The following is a 16,064-nucleotide window of genomic DNA, read 5'->3' as shown; positions in this document are numbered from 1 at the left end:
TCAGGGCCTTACGCTCATTTATCGCAGAACTCAGTTACCGCTCGAGTTCAGCGCTTCGGTCAGTGCAGCTTCCACTTCACTGGCGCTTACGCGCAACGGCTTGTCAGCATCACGGCGACGCTTGCGCTCGCTGTGATAGGCAAGACCGGTACCGGCCGGGATCAGACGACCCACGACTACGTTTTCTTTCAGGCCGCGCAGGTAATCGCGCTTGCCGGTGACTGCCGCTTCGGTCAGTACGCGGGTGGTTTCCTGGAAGGAAGCCGCCGAGATGAACGATTCGGTGGACAACGACGCCTTGGTGATACCCAACAGAACGCGAGTGTACTTGGAGACAAACTTGTCTTCCGCGCCCAGACGCTCGTTTTCTACCAGTACGTGAGTCAGTTCCATCTGGTCGCCCTTGATGAAACTGGAATCGCCGGATTCAGCGATCTCAACTTTACGCAGCATCTGACGCAGGATGGTCTCGATGTGCTTGTCGTTGATTTTCACGCCTTGCAGGCGGTAAACGTCCTGGATCTCGTTGACGATGTACTTGGCCAGCGCGCTCACACCCAGCAGACGCAGGATGTCGTGCGGATCGCTTGGACCGTCGGAGATAACTTCGCCGCGGTTTACCTGTTCGCCTTCGAAGACGTTCAGGTGACGCCACTTCGGAATCAGCTCTTCGTACGGATCGCTACCGTCGTTCGGGGTAATGACCAGACGGCGCTTGCCTTTGGTCTCTTTACCGAACGCGATGGTGCCGCTGACTTCAGCCAGAATCGACGCTTCTTTCGGACGACGAGCTTCGAACAGGTCGGCAACACGCGGCAGACCACCGGTGATGTCACGAGTCTTCGAAGTTTCCTGCGGAATACGAGCGATAACGTCACCGATCGCAATCTTCGCACCGTCCGCTACACCGACCAGGGCGTTGGCTGGCAGGAAGTACTGAGCGATAACGTCAGTGCCTGGCAGCAACAGATCCTTGCCGTTGTCGTCGACCATCTTCACTGCTGGACGAATTTCTTTGCCCGCTGCTGGACGATCTTTCGCGTCGAGAACTTCAATGTTGGTCATACCGGTCAATTCGTCAGTCTGACGCTTGATCGTGATGCCTTCTTCCATGCCCACGTAGGTCACGGTACCTTTCATTTCGGTAACGATCGGGTGAGTGTGCGGATCCCACTTGGCCACGATTGCGCCAGCGTCGACCTTGTCACCTTCTTTAACCGAAATCACAGCACCGTACGGCAGCTTGTAACGCTCGCGCTCACGACCGAAGTCGTCAGCGATCGCCAGCTCACCGGAACGGGACACAGCAACCAGGTGGCCATCCACTCGCTCAACGTGCTTCAGGTTGTGCAGACGGACGGTACCGCCATTCTTCACCTGAACGCTGTCGGCAGCGGAAGTACGGCTTGCCGCACCACCGATGTGGAACGTACGCATGGTCAGCTGGGTACCCGGCTCACCGATGGACTGGGCAGCGATAACGCCGACCGCTTCACCGATGTTCACCTGGTGACCACGAGCCAGATCGCGACCGTAGCACTTGGCGCAGATGCCGTAGCGGGTTTCGCAACTGATCGGCGAACGCACGATCACTTCGTCGATGCTGTTCAGCTCGATGAATTCGACCCACTTCTCGTCAACCAGAGTGCCGGCAGGAACGATAACGTCCTCGGTACCCGGCTTGAACACGTCACGGGCAATAACACGACCCAATACGCGCTCACCCAACGGTTCTACAACGTCACCGCCTTCAATGTGCGGAGTCATGAGCAGACCGTGTTCGGTGCCGCAATCGATCTCGGTTACCACCAGATCCTGCGCCACGTCTACCAGACGACGAGTCAGGTAACCGGAGTTAGCGGTTTTCAACGCGGTATCCGCCAGACCCTTACGAGCACCGTGAGTCGAGATGAAGTACTGAAGTACGCTCAGACCTTCACGGAAGTTCGCAGTAATCGGCGTTTCAATGATGGAGCCGTCCGGCTTGGCCATCAGACCACGCATACCGGCCAGCTGACGAATCTGTGCAGCGGAACCCCGCGCACCCGAGTCGGCCATCATGTACATCGAGTTGAAAGACTCTTGGTCGACTTCGTCGCCATGACGGTCGATGACTTTCTCTTTCGAGAGGTTAGCCATCATCGCCTTGGAAACTTCATCGTTCGCTTTCGACCAAAGGTCGATCACTTTGTTGTACTTCTCGCCCTGGGTTACCAGGCCGGAGGCGTACTGGCTCTCGATCTCTTTCACTTCGTCGGTGGCTGCACCGATGATGCGGGCTTTTTCATCCGGGATAACGAAGTCGTTAACACCGATGGAAACACCCGAGATAGTCGAGTAAGCGAAACCGGTGTACATCAACTGGTCAGCGAAGATCACGGTCTCTTTCAGACCAACCACGCGGTAGCACTGGTTGATCAGCTTGGAGATCGCCTTCTTCTTCATCGGCAGGTTGACGACGTCGTACGACAGACCTTTTGGCACAACCTGGAACAGCAGCGCACGGCCGACAGTGGTGTCGACGATACGGGTACCGCTCACGCTGTTGCCGTCACGGTCGTTGACGGTTTCGTTGATACGAACCTTGACCTTGGCATGCAGTGCGGCTTCGCCAGCACGGAATACACGGTCGACTTCCTGCAGATCCGCAAACACACGACCTTCGCCTTTGGCGTTGATCGCTTCACGGGTCATGTAGTACAGACCCAATACAACGTCCTGCGACGGAACGATGATTGGCTCACCGTTGGCTGGCGACAGAATGTTGTTGGTCGACATCATCAACGCACGCGCTTCGAGCTGGGCTTCCAGCGTCAGCGGTACGTGCACGGCCATTTGGTCGCCGTCGAAGTCGGCGTTGTACGCGGCGCAGACCAGCGGGTGCAGCTGGATAGCCTTACCTTCGATCAGTACCGGTTCAAACGCCTGGATACCCAGACGGTGAAGGGTCGGTGCACGGTTGAGCAGGACCGGGTGTTCGCGAATCACTTCGGCGAGAACGTCCCAAACCTCTGGCAGCTCGCGCTCGACCATTTTCTTGGCTGCTTTGATGGTGGTCGCCAGACCGCGCATTTCCAGCTTGCCGAAAATGAACGGCTTGAACAGCTCCAGAGCCATCTTCTTCGGCAGACCGCACTGGTGCAGACGCAGGGTCGGACCTACGGTAATTACCGAACGACCGGAGTAGTCAACACGCTTACCGAGCAAGTTCTGACGGAAACGACCCTGCTTACCCTTGATCATGTCAGCCAGGGATTTCAGAGGACGCTTGTTGGAACCGGTGATAGCGCGGCCACGACGACCGTTGTCGAGCAGTGCATCGACCGCTTCCTGCAACATACGCTTTTCGTTGCGCACGATGATGTCCGGAGCGGACAGATCGAGCAGACGCTTCAAGCGGTTGTTACGGTTGATCACTCGACGATACAGATCGTTGAGGTCGGAAGTCGCGAAACGACCACCATCCAGCGGGACCAGTGGACGCAGATCTGGCGGCAGAACCGGCAGAACGGTCAGCACCATCCACTCTGGCAGGTTGCCGGAACCCTGGAAGGCTTCCATCAACTTCAGACGCTTGGACAGCTTCTTGATCTTGGTTTCCGAGTTGGTTTGCGGAATCTCTTCGCGCAGACGGCCAATCTCGTGTTCCAGGTCGATAGCGTGCAGCAGTTCACGGACAGCTTCGGCACCCATGCGGGCATCGAAATCGTCACCGAACTCTTCCAGCGCTTCGAAGTACTGCTCGTCGTTCAGCAGCTGACCTTTTTCAAGGGTGGTCATGCCTGGATCGATAACGACATAGCTCTCGAAGTAGAGAACGCGCTCGATATCACGCAGGGTCATGTCCATCAGCAGGCCGATACGCGACGGCAGCGATTTCAGGAACCAGATGTGGGCAACCGGCGAAGCCAGTTCGATGTGCGCCATGCGCTCACGACGAACCTTGGCCAGTGCAACTTCAACGCCGCACTTCTCGCAGATCACACCACGGTGCTTCAAGCGCTTGTACTTACCGCACAGGCACTCGTAATCCTTTACCGGGCCAAAGATCTTGGCGCAGAACAGGCCGTCACGCTCAGGTTTGAACGTACGGTAGTTGATGGTTTCCGGCTTTTTAACTTCACCGAACGACCACGAGCGGATCATCTCCGGCGAGGCCAATCCGATACGGATGGCGTCGAACTCTTCGACTTGACCCTGGTTTTTCAGCAAATTCAGTAGGTCTTTCAAGGCCTTTCCTCCTGGCGGAGCAGAGAGCGGGCAATCCTGCCCCGCTCTCGATTCGCGTCACGTGTTATTCGGTTTCCAGATCGATATCGATGCCGAGGGAACGAATTTCCTTGATCAACACGTTGAAAGACTCGGGCATGCCCGGCTCCATACGGTGATCGCCATCCACGATGTTCTTGTACATCTTGGTACGGCCGTTCACATCGTCCGACTTCACTGTGAGCATTTCTTGCAGAGTGTAAGCAGCACCGTATGCTTCCAGTGCCCAGACCTCCATCTCCCCGAAACGCTGACCACCGAACTGCGCCTTACCACCCAGCGGCTGCTGGGTAACCAGGCTGTAAGAACCGGTAGAACGCGCGTGCATCTTGTCGTCTACCAAGTGGTTCAGCTTCAGCATGTACATGTAGCCAACGGTAACCGGACGCTCGAACTTGTTGCCGGTACGGCCGTCGGTCAGCTGCATCTGGCCGCTTTCCGGCAGGTCTGCCAGTTTCAGCATGGCCTTGATTTCGCTTTCCTTGGCGCCGTCGAACACTGGAGTGGCCATTGGAACGCCGCCACGCAGGTTGTTCGCCAGATCGAGGATTTCCTGATCGGAGAAGCTGTCCAGATCTTCGTTACGACCGCCAATCTGGTTGTAGATCTCGTCCAGGAAGGTACGCAGTTCAGCGACTTTACGCTGCTCTTCGACCATCCGGTTGATCTTCTCGCCCAGACCTTTGGCCGCGAGACCCAAGTGGGTTTCAAGGATCTGACCAACGTTCATACGCGAAGGTACGCCCAGCGGGTTGAGGACTACGTCGACCGGGGTGCCATTGGCATCGTGCGGCATGTCTTCAACCGGCATGATCACGGAGACCACACCCTTGTTACCGTGACGACCGGCCATCTTGTCGCCCGGCTGGATGCGACGACGGATTGCCAGGTAAACCTTGACGATTTTCAGCACGCCTGGAGCCAGGTCATCGCCCTGCTGCAGTTTGCGCTTCTTGTCTTCGAACTTGTCGTCCAGCAGACGGCGACGATCGACGATGTAGGCCTGAGCTTTCTCGAGCTGCTCGTTCAGAGCATCTTCAGCCATGCGCAGTTTGAACCACTGGCCATGCTCAAGACCGTCGAGCACTTCGTCGGTGATGTCCTGACCTTTCTTAAGACCGGCGCCGCCCTCAGCCTTGTGGCCTACCAGAGCGGAACGCAGACGTTCGAAAGTCGCGCCTTCAACGATGCGGAACTCTTCGTTCAGATCCTTGCGGATCTCGTCCAACTGGGACTTCTCGATCGACAGCGCACGAGCATCACGCTCAACGCCGTCACGGGTGAAGACCTGTACGTCGATGACAGTACCTTTGGTGCCGGTTGGCACACGCAGGGAGGTGTCTTTAACGTCGCTGGCTTTTTCACCGAAGATTGCACGCAGCAGTTTTTCTTCCGGAGTCAGCTGGGTCTCGCCTTTCGGAGTGACCTTGCCGACCAGGATGTCGCCTGCGCCTACTTCAGCACCTACGTAAACGATACCGGCTTCGTCCAGCTTGTTCAGTGCAGCTTCACCCACGTTCGGGATGTCCGCAGTGATTTCCTCTGGGCCAAGCTTGGTGTCACGCGCCACGCAGGTCAGTTCCTGAATGTGGATCGTGGTGAAACGGTCTTCCTGAACCACACGCTCGGACAGGCAGATGGAGTCTTCGAAGTTGAAGCCGTTCCATGCCATGAACGCGATGCGCATGTTCTGACCCAGTGCCAGTTCACCCATGTCGGTGGACGGGCCGTCGGCCATGATGTCGCTACGCTGAACGCGATCACCTTTACGCACCAGCGGACGCTGGTTGATGCAGGTGTTCTGGTTCGAGCGGGTGTATTTGGTCAGGTTGTAGATGTCGACACCGGCTTCACCGGTTTCAACTTCGTCATCGGCAACACGAACCACGATACGGCTGGCGTCGACAGAATCGATCACGCCACCACGACGAGCCACGACGCAAACGCCGGAGTCACGGGCTACGTTACGCTCCATGCCGGTACCTACCAGCGGCTTGTCAGCGCGCAGGGTTGGTACAGCTTGACGCTGCATGTTCGAACCCATCAACGCACGGTTGGCGTCGTCGTGCTCGAGAAACGGAATCAGCGACGCAGCAACCGACACAACCTGCTTCGGCGATACGTCCATCAAGGTGACGTCTTCCGGCGCCTTGACGGTGAATTCGTTCAGGTGACGTACGGCGACCAGTTCGTCGATCAGGACTTTCTGCTCGTTCATGGTCGCCGAAGCCTGCGCGATCACGTGATCGGCTTCTTCAATAGCGGACAGGAACACGATCTCGTCGGTGACCACACCCTCTTTCACCACGCGGTACGGGCTTTCCAGGAAGCCGTACTGGTTGGTGCGAGCGTACGCAGCCAGGGAGTTGATCAGACCGATGTTCGGACCTTCCGGCGTTTCAATCGGGCAGACACGACCGTAGTGAGTCGGGTGTACGTCACGGACTTCGAAGCCCGCACGCTCACGAGTCAGACCGCCAGGGCCGAGTGCAGAGACACGACGCTTGTGGGTGATCTCGGACAGCGGGTTGTTCTGGTCCATGAACTGCGAGAGCTGGCTGGAACCGAAGAACTCTTTCACCGCCGCAGCCACTGGCTTGGCGTTGATCAGATCTTGCGGCATCAGGCCTTCGCTTTCGGCCATCGACAGACGCTCTTTGACCGCACGCTCAACACGTACCAGGCCAACGCGGAACTGGTTCTCGGCCATTTCGCCTACGCAGCGAACACGACGGTTACCCAGGTGGTCGATGTCATCGACGATGCCTTTACCGTTACGGATGTCGACCAGGGTCTTCAGTACCGCGACGATGTCTTCCTTGCACAGCACGCCCGAACCTTCGATCTCGGTACGACCGATACGACGGTTGAACTTCATCCGGCCGACCGCAGACAGGTCATAGCGCTCAGGGCTGAAGAACAGGTTGTTGAACAGGGTTTCGGCAGCGTCTTTGGTTGGCGGCTCGCCTGGACGCATCATGCGATAGATCTCGACCAGCGCTTCCAACTGGTTGCTGGTGGAGTCGATCTTCAGCGTGTCGGAGACGAACGGACCGCAGTCGATGTCGTTGGTGTACAGGGTCTCGATGCGAACGACCTGGGCCTTGGCGATTTTGGCCAGGACTTCAGTGTTCAGCTCGGTGTTACATTCAGCCAGGATTTCACCGGTGGCCGGGTGCACGATAGCCTTGGCGGTAGTGCGGCCCAGGACGTAGTCCAGCGGCACGTCCAGCGTCTTGATACCGGCTTTTTCGATCTGGTTGATGTGGCGCGCGGTAATACGGCGGCCCTGCTCAACGATGACCTTGCCTTTTTCATCCTGGATGTCCAGAACGGCAATTTCACCACGCAGACGCGATGCAATCAGTTCCAGGCTGAGGGTTTCGCCGCTCAGGTGGAAAACGTTGGTGGTGTAGAACGCGTCCAGCACTTCTTCGGTGGTGTAACCGAGTGCACGCAGCAGTACCGAGGCCGGCAGCTTGCGACGGCGGTCGATACGCACGAAGACGCAGTCTTTCGGGTCGAATTCGAAGTCCAGCCACGAACCGCGGTAAGGAATGATGCGAGCCGAGTACAGCAGTTTGCCGGAGCTGTGCGTCTTGCCGCGGTCGTGGTCGAAGAACACGCCCGGGGAACGGTGCAGCTGGGAAACGATAACACGCTCGGTACCGTTGATTACGAAGGTACCGTTTTCAGTCATCAGGGGAATTTCACCCATGTAGACTTCTTGCTCTTTGATGTCCTTGATCGCTTTGTTCGACGATTCTTTGTCGAAAATGATCAGGCGCACTTTTACCCGCAAAGGTACGGCGAAAGTTACACCGCGCAATACGCATTCTTTGACATCAAATGCCGGTTCGCCCAGGCGATAACCGACGTACTCCAGCGCAGCATTGCCGGAGTAGCTGATGATCGGGAAAACGGATTTGAAGGCCGCATGCAGGCCCACGTCGCGGAACTGATCTTTAGTCGCTCCCGCTTGCAAGAATTCACGATACGAATCCAGCTGGATGGCCAGGAGGTAAGGCACATCCATGACGTCCGGCAACTTGCTAAAGTCCTTGCGGATACGTTTTTTCTCAGTATATGAGTAAGCCATCAGCGTTCCCCAGCTTGGTCACCTGCTTGTTTGGCCCCTCCCGACGGGAGCAGCCAGAAAATCGTGCAAACCCCATGGTTTGCGCCACCGCATCGGGTGGTTACAGCGCCTTTATCAGCACCGACCCAGTCGGCTGCCAATAACGGAAAAAGGCCGGTGGCAAGAGCCACCAGCCATCAGCCTGTCGCTTGACGCTCGGGCTGGAGGAGCAAAGTCGATGCTTACTTCAGCTCGACTTTAGCGCCTGCTTCTTCCAGCTTCTTCTTGGCGTCTTCAGCCGCTTCTTTCGAAACGCCTTCAGCTACAACCTGAGGAGCGCCGTCTACTTTCTCTTTGGCTTCTTTCAGGCCCAGACCGGTCAGTTCACGAACTGCCTTGATCACGTTAACCTTCTTCTCGCCAGCTTCCAGCAGAACAACGTTGAACTCGGTTTGCTCTTCAACAACAGCGGCAGCAGCAGCTGGACCAGCCGAAGCGGCAGCAGCGGTAACACCGAAGGTTTCTTCCATCGCTTTGATCAGCTCAACGATTTCCACTACGGATTTCTGGCCGATTGCTTCGATGATTTGTTCGTTAGTCAGAGACATGACTCAATTCCTGAATTGGGGGACGGCCTACGCGACCATCGAAATAAACAAAAAACGCGAGAAGTGACGAGCCTTAGGCTGCGGCAGCTTCTTTCTGGTCGCGAATTGCCGCCAGAGTACGAGCCAATTTGCTGGTAGCGCCTTGAATCACGCTCATCAGCTGAGAAATTGCTTCGTCACGGGTCGGCAGAGTTGCCAGTACGTCGATCTGATTAGCTGCGAGGAACTTGCCCTCGAACGCAGCTGCCTTGATCTCGAACTTGTCCTGACCCTTGGCAAACTCTTTGAAGATACGGGCAGCAGCGCCCGGATGTTCGTTCGAGAATGCAATCAGGGTCGGGCCGGTGAACACGTCGTTGAGGACACTGTATTGAGTGTCAGCAACAGCGCGCTTGAGCAGGGTGTTACGTACAACACGTACGTAAACGCCAGCTTCACGAGCCTCTTTACGGAGTCCGGTCATTGCGCCTACTGTTACGCCACGTGCATCAACCACGACAGCGGACAGAGCGACTTTGGCAGCCTCGTTGACTTCAGCGACGATGGCCTTCTTGTCTTCGAGATTAATTGCCACGGGTTTAACTCCTGCTTGTTACCGTTTCATTCGATCGAAACCGAATGTCGTTTTGGTGTCTGATTCGGTAAGGAACCGGGAGCACCATCTGCGTAGGCTTGAGGTTTAAGGCTTGCGCCGCCTACGGTCTTGGATAGCCCCCGCCAGGCAGGGACCCCAATCTTTCAATTGGCGCGGCAATCCGCGCCAACTTTAGTCTTACGCGTCGAGCGAGCTTTGGTCGATGACCAGACCTGGACCCATAGTGGTGCTCAGGGTAACGCGCTTGACGTAAATACCTTTCGAGGAAGCTGGCTTGATACGCTTCAGATCAGCGATCAGGGCTTCAACGTTTTCCTTCAGCTTGACGGCGTCGAAACCGATCTTGCCAACGGAAGTGTGAATGATGCCGTTCTTGTCGGTGCGATAACGAACCTGACCAGCCTTGGCATTCTTGACGGCGGTAGCCACGTCAGGAGTCACGGTGCCGACCTTCGGGTTAGGCATCAGGCCACGTGGACCGAGGATCTGACCCAACTGACCTACAACACGCATGGCATCCGGGGATGCGATCACTACGTCATAGTTCAGGTCGCCGCCTTTCATTTCGGCAGCCAGGTCGTCCATACCTACACGGTCAGCGCCGGCAGCCAAAGCGGCCTCGGCAGCTGGACCTTGGGTGAACACAGCAACGCGAACGGTCTTGCCAGTGCCGTGTGGCAGCACGGTAGCGCTACGAACGACCTGGTCGGATTTACGCGGGTCCACACCCAGGTTTACAGCAACGTCGAACGACTCGCTGAACTTGACAGTCGACAGCTCGGCCAGCAGTGCAGCGGCGTCTACAATGTTGTAGGCCTTGCCTGCTTCGATTTTGCCGGCGATAGCCTTTTGACGCTTGGTCAGCTTAGCCATTACACACCCTCCACGTTAAGGCCCATGCTACGAGCAGAACCGGCGATAGTACGCACGGCTGCATCCATATCAGCTGCAGTCAGATCCGCGTTTTTGGTTTTCGCGATTTCTTCCAGCTGAGCACGGGTAACGGTGCCAACCTTAACGGTGTTCGGACGAGCGGAACCGCTGGTCAGACCGGCCGCCTTCTTCAGCAGAACCGAAGCAGGGGTGGATTTGGTTTCGAAAGTGAAGCTACGGTCGCTGTAGACAGTGATGATCACTGGAGTCGGCAGACCTGCTTCAAGACCCTGAGTACGGGCGTTGAAAGCCTTGCAGAATTCCATGATGTTCACGCCGTGCTGACCCAGGGCAGGACCAACAGGTGGGCTTGGGTTAGCCTGAGCGGCCTTCACTTGCAGCTTGATGTAAGCGGTAATCTTCTTGGCCATGAGGCACTCCAATTACGGGTTCTAGCGCCTCGAAAGGCTCCCCGGTTACTTGCGCGTTTATCCCAGTGACGACAAAACCCCACAGCCTAAGGCTGCGGGGTTGGGATTGCTTGCCCAGTTAGACCTTCTCGACCTGACTGAACTCGAGCTCCACCGGAGTAGAGCGACCGAAAATGAGCACAGCCACTTGGATCCGGCTCTTTTCGTAGTTAACTTCTTCTACAACGCCGTTGAAATCGGCGAACGGACCATCATTGACACGTACCGTCTCGCCCGGCTCGAACAACGTCTTCGGCTTAGGCTTGTCGCTACCGTCAGCAACGCGACGCAGAATTGCTTCTGCTTCTTTATCCGTGATCGGTGCAGGCTTGTCAGCGGTACCGCCGATAAAACCCATCACGCGAGGGGTATCCTTGACCAAGTGCCAGGTACCCTCGTTCATATCCATCTGGACCAACACATAGCCAGGGAAGAACTTACGCTCGCTTTTGCGCTTCTGGCCATTGCGCATTTCCACCACTTCTTCAGTGGGAACCAGAATCTCGCCAAAGCCATCTTCCATGCCAGCCAGCTTTACGCGCTCGACAAGCGAGCGCATCACATGCTTCTCGTAACCCGAGTAAGCATGCACAACATACCAACGCTTAGCCACGGGACACCCTTAGCCGACAATCAAGGAAACAAGCCAGCCGAGCAGGGAATCAAGACCCCACAACAGCAACGCCATAACCAGAACAACAGCCACGACAATCAGCGTGGTCTGCGTGGTTTCTTGGCGAGTTGGCCACACGACTTTACGAATCTCGGTGCGAGCTTCCTTAACCAGTACAAAGAAAGACTTGCCCTTCGCAGTCTGCAGGCCTACAAAGGCAGCTACAGCAGCAATGGCAAGCAAAGCAAGTACACGGTACAGGATCGGCGAAGCAGCGTAATACTGATTGCCAACAACGCCAACAACTACCAAAGCGACTACTACAAGCCACTTGAGCAGATCGAAGCGAGAGCCTTGAGCTTCAGCTTTAGGAGTCATCTATGAAGATCCTGTGAAAAGAAAGCCAGACACACCAAGTGAATCTGGCAGGTCAGGAGGGAATCGAACCCCCAACCTACGGTTTTGGAGACCGTCGCTCTGCCAATTGAGCTACTGACCTAAAACAAAATCAGGCCGACCATTATGCCGGCCCGAAAAATACATTACAACCGCTTATTCGATGATTTTGGCTACGACACCAGCGCCGACGGTACGACCGCCTTCACGGATAGCGAAACGCAGACCATCTTCCATTGCGATGGTTTTGATCAGGGTAACAACCATTTTGATGTTGTCGCCCGGCATTACCATCTCAACGCCTTCCGGCAGTTCGCAGTTACCAGTCACGTCAGTAGTACGGAAGTAGAACTGTGGACGGTAGCCTTTGAAGAACGGAGTGTGACGACCGCCTTCTTCTTTGCTCAGTACGTACACTTCAGCTTCGAACTTGGTGTGCGGCTTGACCGAACCTGGCTTGACCAGAACCTGGCCACGCTCAACGTCGTCACGCTTGGTACCACGCAGCAGAACGCCGCAGTTCTCGCCAGCACGACCTTCGTCGAGCAGTTTACGGAACATTTCAACACCGGTGCAGGTGGTGACGGTGGTGTCACGCAGACCAACGATTTCCAGTGGATCCTGAACCTTGACGATACCGCGCTCGATACGACCGGTTACAACAGTACCGCGACCGGAGATCGAGAATACGTCTTCGATTGGCATCAGGAACGGCTTGTCGATAACACGGACTGGATCCGGGATGTAGCTGTCCAGAGTCTCAACCAGCTTACGAACGGACGTGGTGCCCATTTCGTTATCGTCTTTGCCTTCCAGAGCCATACGAGCAGAACCGATGATGATCGGAGTGTCGTCACCTGGGAAGTCGTAAGTGCTCAGCAGATCGCGCACTTCCATCTCAACCAGTTCCAGCAGCTCAGCGTCGTCTACCAGGTCAGCCTTGTTCAGGTAAACCACGATGTACGGAACGCCTACCTGACGGGACAGCAGGATGTGCTCACGGGTTTGTGGCATCGGACCATCAGCGGCCGAGCAAACCAGGATTGCGCCGTCCATCTGGGCAGCACCGGTGATCATGTTCTTCACATAGTCAGCGTGACCTGGGCAGTCAACGTGAGCGTAGTGACGGATCAGCGAATTGTATTCAACGTGCGCGGTGTTGATGGTGATACCACGAGCTTTTTCTTCTGGCGCGCTGTCGATCTTGTCGAAGTCAACGATTGCCGAACCGAACACTTCGGAGCAAACGCGAGTCAGAGCAGCAGTCAGAGTGGTTTTACCGTGGTCAACGTGACCAATGGTCCCTACGTTGACGTGGGGCAGGGAACGATCAAATTTTTCCTTAGCCATCGATATCACCCTCAAACAGAAGAATTAGACAAACAATATCAACCATTAAAACAAAGGCAGATATTTTCATATCTGCCTTGTTATATGGAGCTCTTGAGCGGATTTGAACCGCTGACCTCACCCTTACCAAGGGTGTGCTCTACCAACTGAGCTACAAGAGCAAAACCCTTTGCACAACCTGCGAACTTGGAGCGGGTAGCGGGAATCGAACCCGCATCATCAGCTTGGAAGGCTGAGGTTCTACCACTAAACTATACCCGCGGAGCCTGCAGCTCACGCTTAAATCTGGTGGAGGGAGAAGGATTCGAACCTTCGAAGTCGTAGACGTCAGATTTACAGTCTGATCCCTTTGGCCGCTCGGGAACCCCTCCTAATCAGGCCGGCATTCTATATCATGCCAAGCCTCTGTCAAGCATTTTCTCATTTAAAAACCTGAGCTTAGCTGCGTTGACACACTTCACTTTGAAATCCGGTTAAGGTGTTCGCTGTGGAGCGGGCGCCATTCTATGCAAACTATTCAGCAGGTGCAACCCCTTCGCACAGCATTATTTTATGTTTTAACTCATTGAATTCCTTGGAAAGGTTTTGCAGCTGCTGATCACCCAACAAGCGCTGCCCGTCCGGTGTAACTGTCAGCCAGAAACCGCTCCCGGCAGCATCCTTCGGGGCGGACTGCGCATTAACCTTCATGGCCGACAGACGCTGCTGCAACCTGACAATCGAATCCTCATCAGAAAAGCCACCAAGGAACAGGCACTGCTGACGCGCTGCACCCTCCCCGATGCGCCCATTGCCGGTAGCCTCACTCAACAGACGAATGTCCTGCTGTGAACCGCGATACAGACTCAAAGGCGTTACATCTTTGGCTCGCAGAGGTGCTTCTTGCTGATGCCAGACATAGTAAAAAACGTTGAGAACAACAAGCAGCAGAAACAACCAACGCATATATAAACCTCAGGACAATGGACACGCCATAGCCAAGCCGACAAAGACCAGGTCAGGTATAACCCTGGCCTCAGGCGAGACCCCCGCAACCAACTCGGCATCCCCGCCCGTAATGAAGACAGTAAAACCCTTCCCCCAATAAGCGCGCGCCAGCTCCATCTGGGTCAGGACGAAGCCTCTCAACATCAAAGAACAACCACGCTCTACAGCCTCAACGGTAGTCCGCCCCGGGACATGACTGGAAAGCGCCCGCTCCGCCGCCTCATCTCCGTAGCGAATTTTGCGTGTATGTGTGCGCAGCTGATTCCGCATCAACGGCATACCAGGACAAATAAACCCCCCGAGATGCTCACCGTCAGCTGCAACGAAATCAGCAGTGACCGCAGTGCCGAAATCCAGAACGAGACAGGGACGACCGGCAGCCAGATGAAAGCCACCAAGCATCGCGAGCCAGCGATCAAGCCCAAGCCGCTCATAATCTTCATAGCCGTTGCGCACGCCGGACATCTCACGAGCAGGCTTCGCAGATACGATGGGAATACCGAACTCTCGCTCAATCAGCTCGATTAATGCGCCGGTTTCTTCGCTCGTCCTGACACTGACTAAGCGACATTTGCGCAGCGACAGCGACGCAATCATACGCAGGCTTTCAATCAGTGCCTGATTGGAGTCTACAACCCCTTCCGAAACAACAGTTCCGACCAAGGCATTCAGCACGCGCCACTTTATAAAGCTGTTGCCGCAGTCAAGCTCAAGAATCATCACGCAACCTCAGGCTGAGCTCTCCGCCACTAAATACCTTCTCAACGCCGTCCACTCTCAGGCGCAGCCCACCCTGATTATCAACTCCGAGCACTACGCCATCTATATGGCTGTTACCCGCAATCAAGGAAACCGAGCGCCCTTGCCAGAGATGATTTTCCGCCCATTCGGCCTGGAGACTAGCGAAACCATTGGCTTGGTGCTTGTGAATATAAGTGCTGAGCTGATTACTCAGCTCAGCCACCAGAGCATTGCGGTCACAGGCCTTACCTGACTCAAGCCTTATAGAAGTCCATTGCTGATCGACCCCTTCCGCAACTTGCATATTCACGTTGATCCCTATTCCCAGCACAACATGACAGACATCCGCCGGGTCCCCAACAAGCTCAAGCAGAATGCCAGCGATCTTCTTGCTGCCAACCAAAACATCGTTGGGCCACTTCAGCCCGGCATTCGACACGCCCGAATTTCGCAAGGCCTGCATAACAGCAAGGCCTACGACAAGACTCAGCCCTTCGAGCTGACGCATACCGCCGTCGATACGCAGAGCCAGGCTGTAGTAGAGGTTCTCGGCAAACGGGCTTACCCATTTCCGTCCTCGACGGCCACGCCCGGCGGTCTGCCGTTCAGCCAGCACCAAAAAGGGCGCGGAAGCACCCTGTGCAATGGAGCGCAAAGCTTCGGCATTTGTCGAATCGACAGAATCGAAGACAGTCACAGGCCATTGAGGCGACTTTCTGGCTATTTCCACAGGATCAAGCAACATCAATGGCGCAGACAACTGATATCCCCGCCCGCGAACTTTGTGGATTGACAGACCAAGCTCAGCCTCAAGATGCTGCAGTTGCTTCCATACAGCACTTCGACTTATTCCCAGGGCAGCCCCCAGATCCTGTCCGGAATGGAATCGACCATCCTTCAAGAGGTTCAACAACGTCAACATGCAGGTTTCGCCTCACAATGAGGCCCGAATGATAGCCATGCCCCGTGCCGTTGCATAGAAATCAAGCAGACACATTTCTCGCGAACAAAACAAAACCCCAACTGCTTTCGCAATTGGGGTTTCGGAATTTAATCTTGACGATGACCTACTCTCACATGGGGA

Annotated in this window: 12 protein-coding genes and 4 tRNA genes; all 16 read right to left on the bottom strand. The window is 55.6% G+C overall.

The features are described from left to right. Positions 1-30: 30 nt before the first annotated feature. The gene (gene rpoC / locus HU765_RS23885) at positions 31-4,230 is read right to left on the bottom strand and encodes a DNA-directed RNA polymerase subunit beta' (protein ID WP_186623400.1); all 4,200 of its coding nucleotides are present in this window, start codon (positions 4,228-4,230) and stop codon (positions 31-33) included. Positions 4,231-4,294: 64 nt separating this feature from the next. After that, on the bottom strand, positions 4,295-8,368 hold the full coding sequence (gene rpoB / locus HU765_RS23880; protein WP_186546710.1) for a DNA-directed RNA polymerase subunit beta: 4,074 nt from the start codon (positions 8,366-8,368) through the stop codon (positions 4,295-4,297). A gap of 221 nt (positions 8,369-8,589) precedes the next feature. Then, positions 8,590-8,955 carry a 50S ribosomal protein L7/L12 gene (rplL, locus tag HU765_RS23875; RefSeq protein ID WP_003228750.1) on the bottom strand — a complete coding sequence of 122 codons (366 nt, stop codon included), beginning with the start codon at positions 8,953-8,955 and terminating at the stop codon, positions 8,590-8,592. Positions 8,956-9,028: 73 nt separating this feature from the next. Then, a complete protein-coding gene (gene rplJ, locus HU765_RS23870; protein ID WP_008081912.1) occupies positions 9,029-9,529 on the bottom strand; it encodes a 50S ribosomal protein L10 in 501 nt (166 codons plus the stop codon). 198 nt (positions 9,530-9,727) lie between these two features. Then, entirely contained in the window at positions 9,728-10,423 is a 696-nt protein-coding gene (rplA, locus tag HU765_RS23865; protein WP_003228754.1) for a 50S ribosomal protein L1, read from the bottom strand. Next, positions 10,423-10,854 (bottom strand): 50S ribosomal protein L11, encoded by a 432-nt coding sequence (rplK, locus tag HU765_RS23860; RefSeq protein WP_003228756.1) that lies wholly within the window; start codon positions 10,852-10,854, stop codon positions 10,423-10,425. Before rplK ends, rplA begins: the two co-directional genes overlap by 1 nt. A 118-nt stretch (positions 10,855-10,972) precedes the next feature. Continuing rightward, positions 10,973-11,506, bottom strand: coding sequence for a transcription termination/antitermination protein NusG (nusG, locus tag HU765_RS23855; RefSeq protein ID WP_007916492.1), 534 nt, complete (start codon positions 11,504-11,506; stop codon positions 10,973-10,975). Between the two features lie 9 nt (positions 11,507-11,515). Next, positions 11,516-11,884, bottom strand: coding sequence for a preprotein translocase subunit SecE (gene secE / locus HU765_RS23850; protein ID WP_016772937.1), 369 nt, complete (start codon positions 11,882-11,884; stop codon positions 11,516-11,518). Positions 11,885-11,929: 45 nt separating this feature from the next. Further along, positions 11,930-12,005: transfer RNA gene (locus tag HU765_RS23845), tRNA-Trp, on the bottom strand. A 53-nt stretch (positions 12,006-12,058) separates the two neighbouring features. Then, positions 12,059-13,252 carry an elongation factor Tu gene (tuf, locus tag HU765_RS23840; RefSeq protein ID WP_003176426.1) on the bottom strand — a complete coding sequence of 398 codons (1,194 nt, stop codon included), beginning with the start codon at positions 13,250-13,252 and terminating at the stop codon, positions 12,059-12,061. An 85-nt stretch (positions 13,253-13,337) separates the two neighbouring features. Further along, positions 13,338-13,413: transfer RNA gene (locus HU765_RS23835), tRNA-Thr, on the bottom strand. A gap of 26 nt (positions 13,414-13,439) precedes the next feature. After that, positions 13,440-13,513: transfer RNA gene (locus tag HU765_RS23830), tRNA-Gly, on the bottom strand. A gap of 25 nt (positions 13,514-13,538) precedes the next feature. Continuing rightward, positions 13,539-13,623, bottom strand: a tRNA-Tyr gene (locus tag HU765_RS23825). A gap of 142 nt (positions 13,624-13,765) precedes the next feature. Further along, positions 13,766-14,197, bottom strand: coding sequence for a hypothetical protein (locus tag HU765_RS23820; RefSeq protein WP_186623398.1), 432 nt, complete (start codon positions 14,195-14,197; stop codon positions 13,766-13,768). A 9-nt stretch (positions 14,198-14,206) separates the two neighbouring features. Then, positions 14,207-14,959, bottom strand: coding sequence for a pantothenate kinase (locus tag HU765_RS23815; RefSeq protein ID WP_186623397.1), 753 nt, complete (start codon positions 14,957-14,959; stop codon positions 14,207-14,209). Then, entirely contained in the window at positions 14,949-15,902 is a 954-nt protein-coding gene (gene birA / locus HU765_RS23810; RefSeq protein WP_186623396.1) for a bifunctional biotin--[acetyl-CoA-carboxylase] ligase/biotin operon repressor BirA, read from the bottom strand. Before birA ends, HU765_RS23815 begins: the two co-directional genes overlap by 11 nt. Positions 15,903-16,064: the final 162 nt, after the last annotated feature.

The organism is Pseudomonas sp. SWRI81, from assembly GCF_014268545.1.
In the GTDB taxonomy this organism is placed as follows: domain Bacteria; phylum Pseudomonadota; class Gammaproteobacteria; order Pseudomonadales; family Pseudomonadaceae; genus Aquipseudomonas; species Aquipseudomonas hamedanensis.
Note: the sequence above shows the minus strand (reverse complement) of the source record. Positions and strands in the feature narration are given on the sequence as shown.

Coding starts and splice junctions, on each gene's coding strand:
- rpoB (WP_186546710.1), bottom strand. CDS start 8,368: ATGGCTTACTCATATACTGAGAAAAAACGTATCCGCAAGGACTTTAGC.
- rplL (WP_003228750.1), bottom strand. CDS start 8,955: ATGTCTCTGACTAACGAACAAATCATCGAAGCAATCGGCCAGAAATCC.
- rplA (WP_003228754.1), bottom strand. CDS start 10,423: ATGGCTAAGCTGACCAAGCGTCAAAAGGCTATCGCCGGCAAAATCGAA.
- rplK (WP_003228756.1), bottom strand. CDS start 10,854: ATGGCCAAGAAGATTACCGCTTACATCAAGCTGCAAGTGAAGGCCGCT.
- secE (WP_016772937.1), bottom strand. CDS start 11,884: ATGACTCCTAAAGCTGAAGCTCAAGGCTCTCGCTTCGATCTGCTCAAG.
- tuf (WP_003176426.1), bottom strand. CDS start 13,252: ATGGCTAAGGAAAAATTTGATCGTTCCCTGCCCCACGTCAACGTAGGG.
- HU765_RS23820 (WP_186623398.1), bottom strand. CDS start 14,197: ATGCGTTGGTTGTTTCTGCTGCTTGTTGTTCTCAACGTTTTTTACTAT.
- HU765_RS23815 (WP_186623397.1), bottom strand. CDS start 14,959: ATGATTCTTGAGCTTGACTGCGGCAACAGCTTTATAAAGTGGCGCGTG.
- birA (WP_186623396.1), bottom strand. CDS start 15,902: ATGTTGACGTTGTTGAACCTCTTGAAGGATGGTCGATTCCATTCCGGA.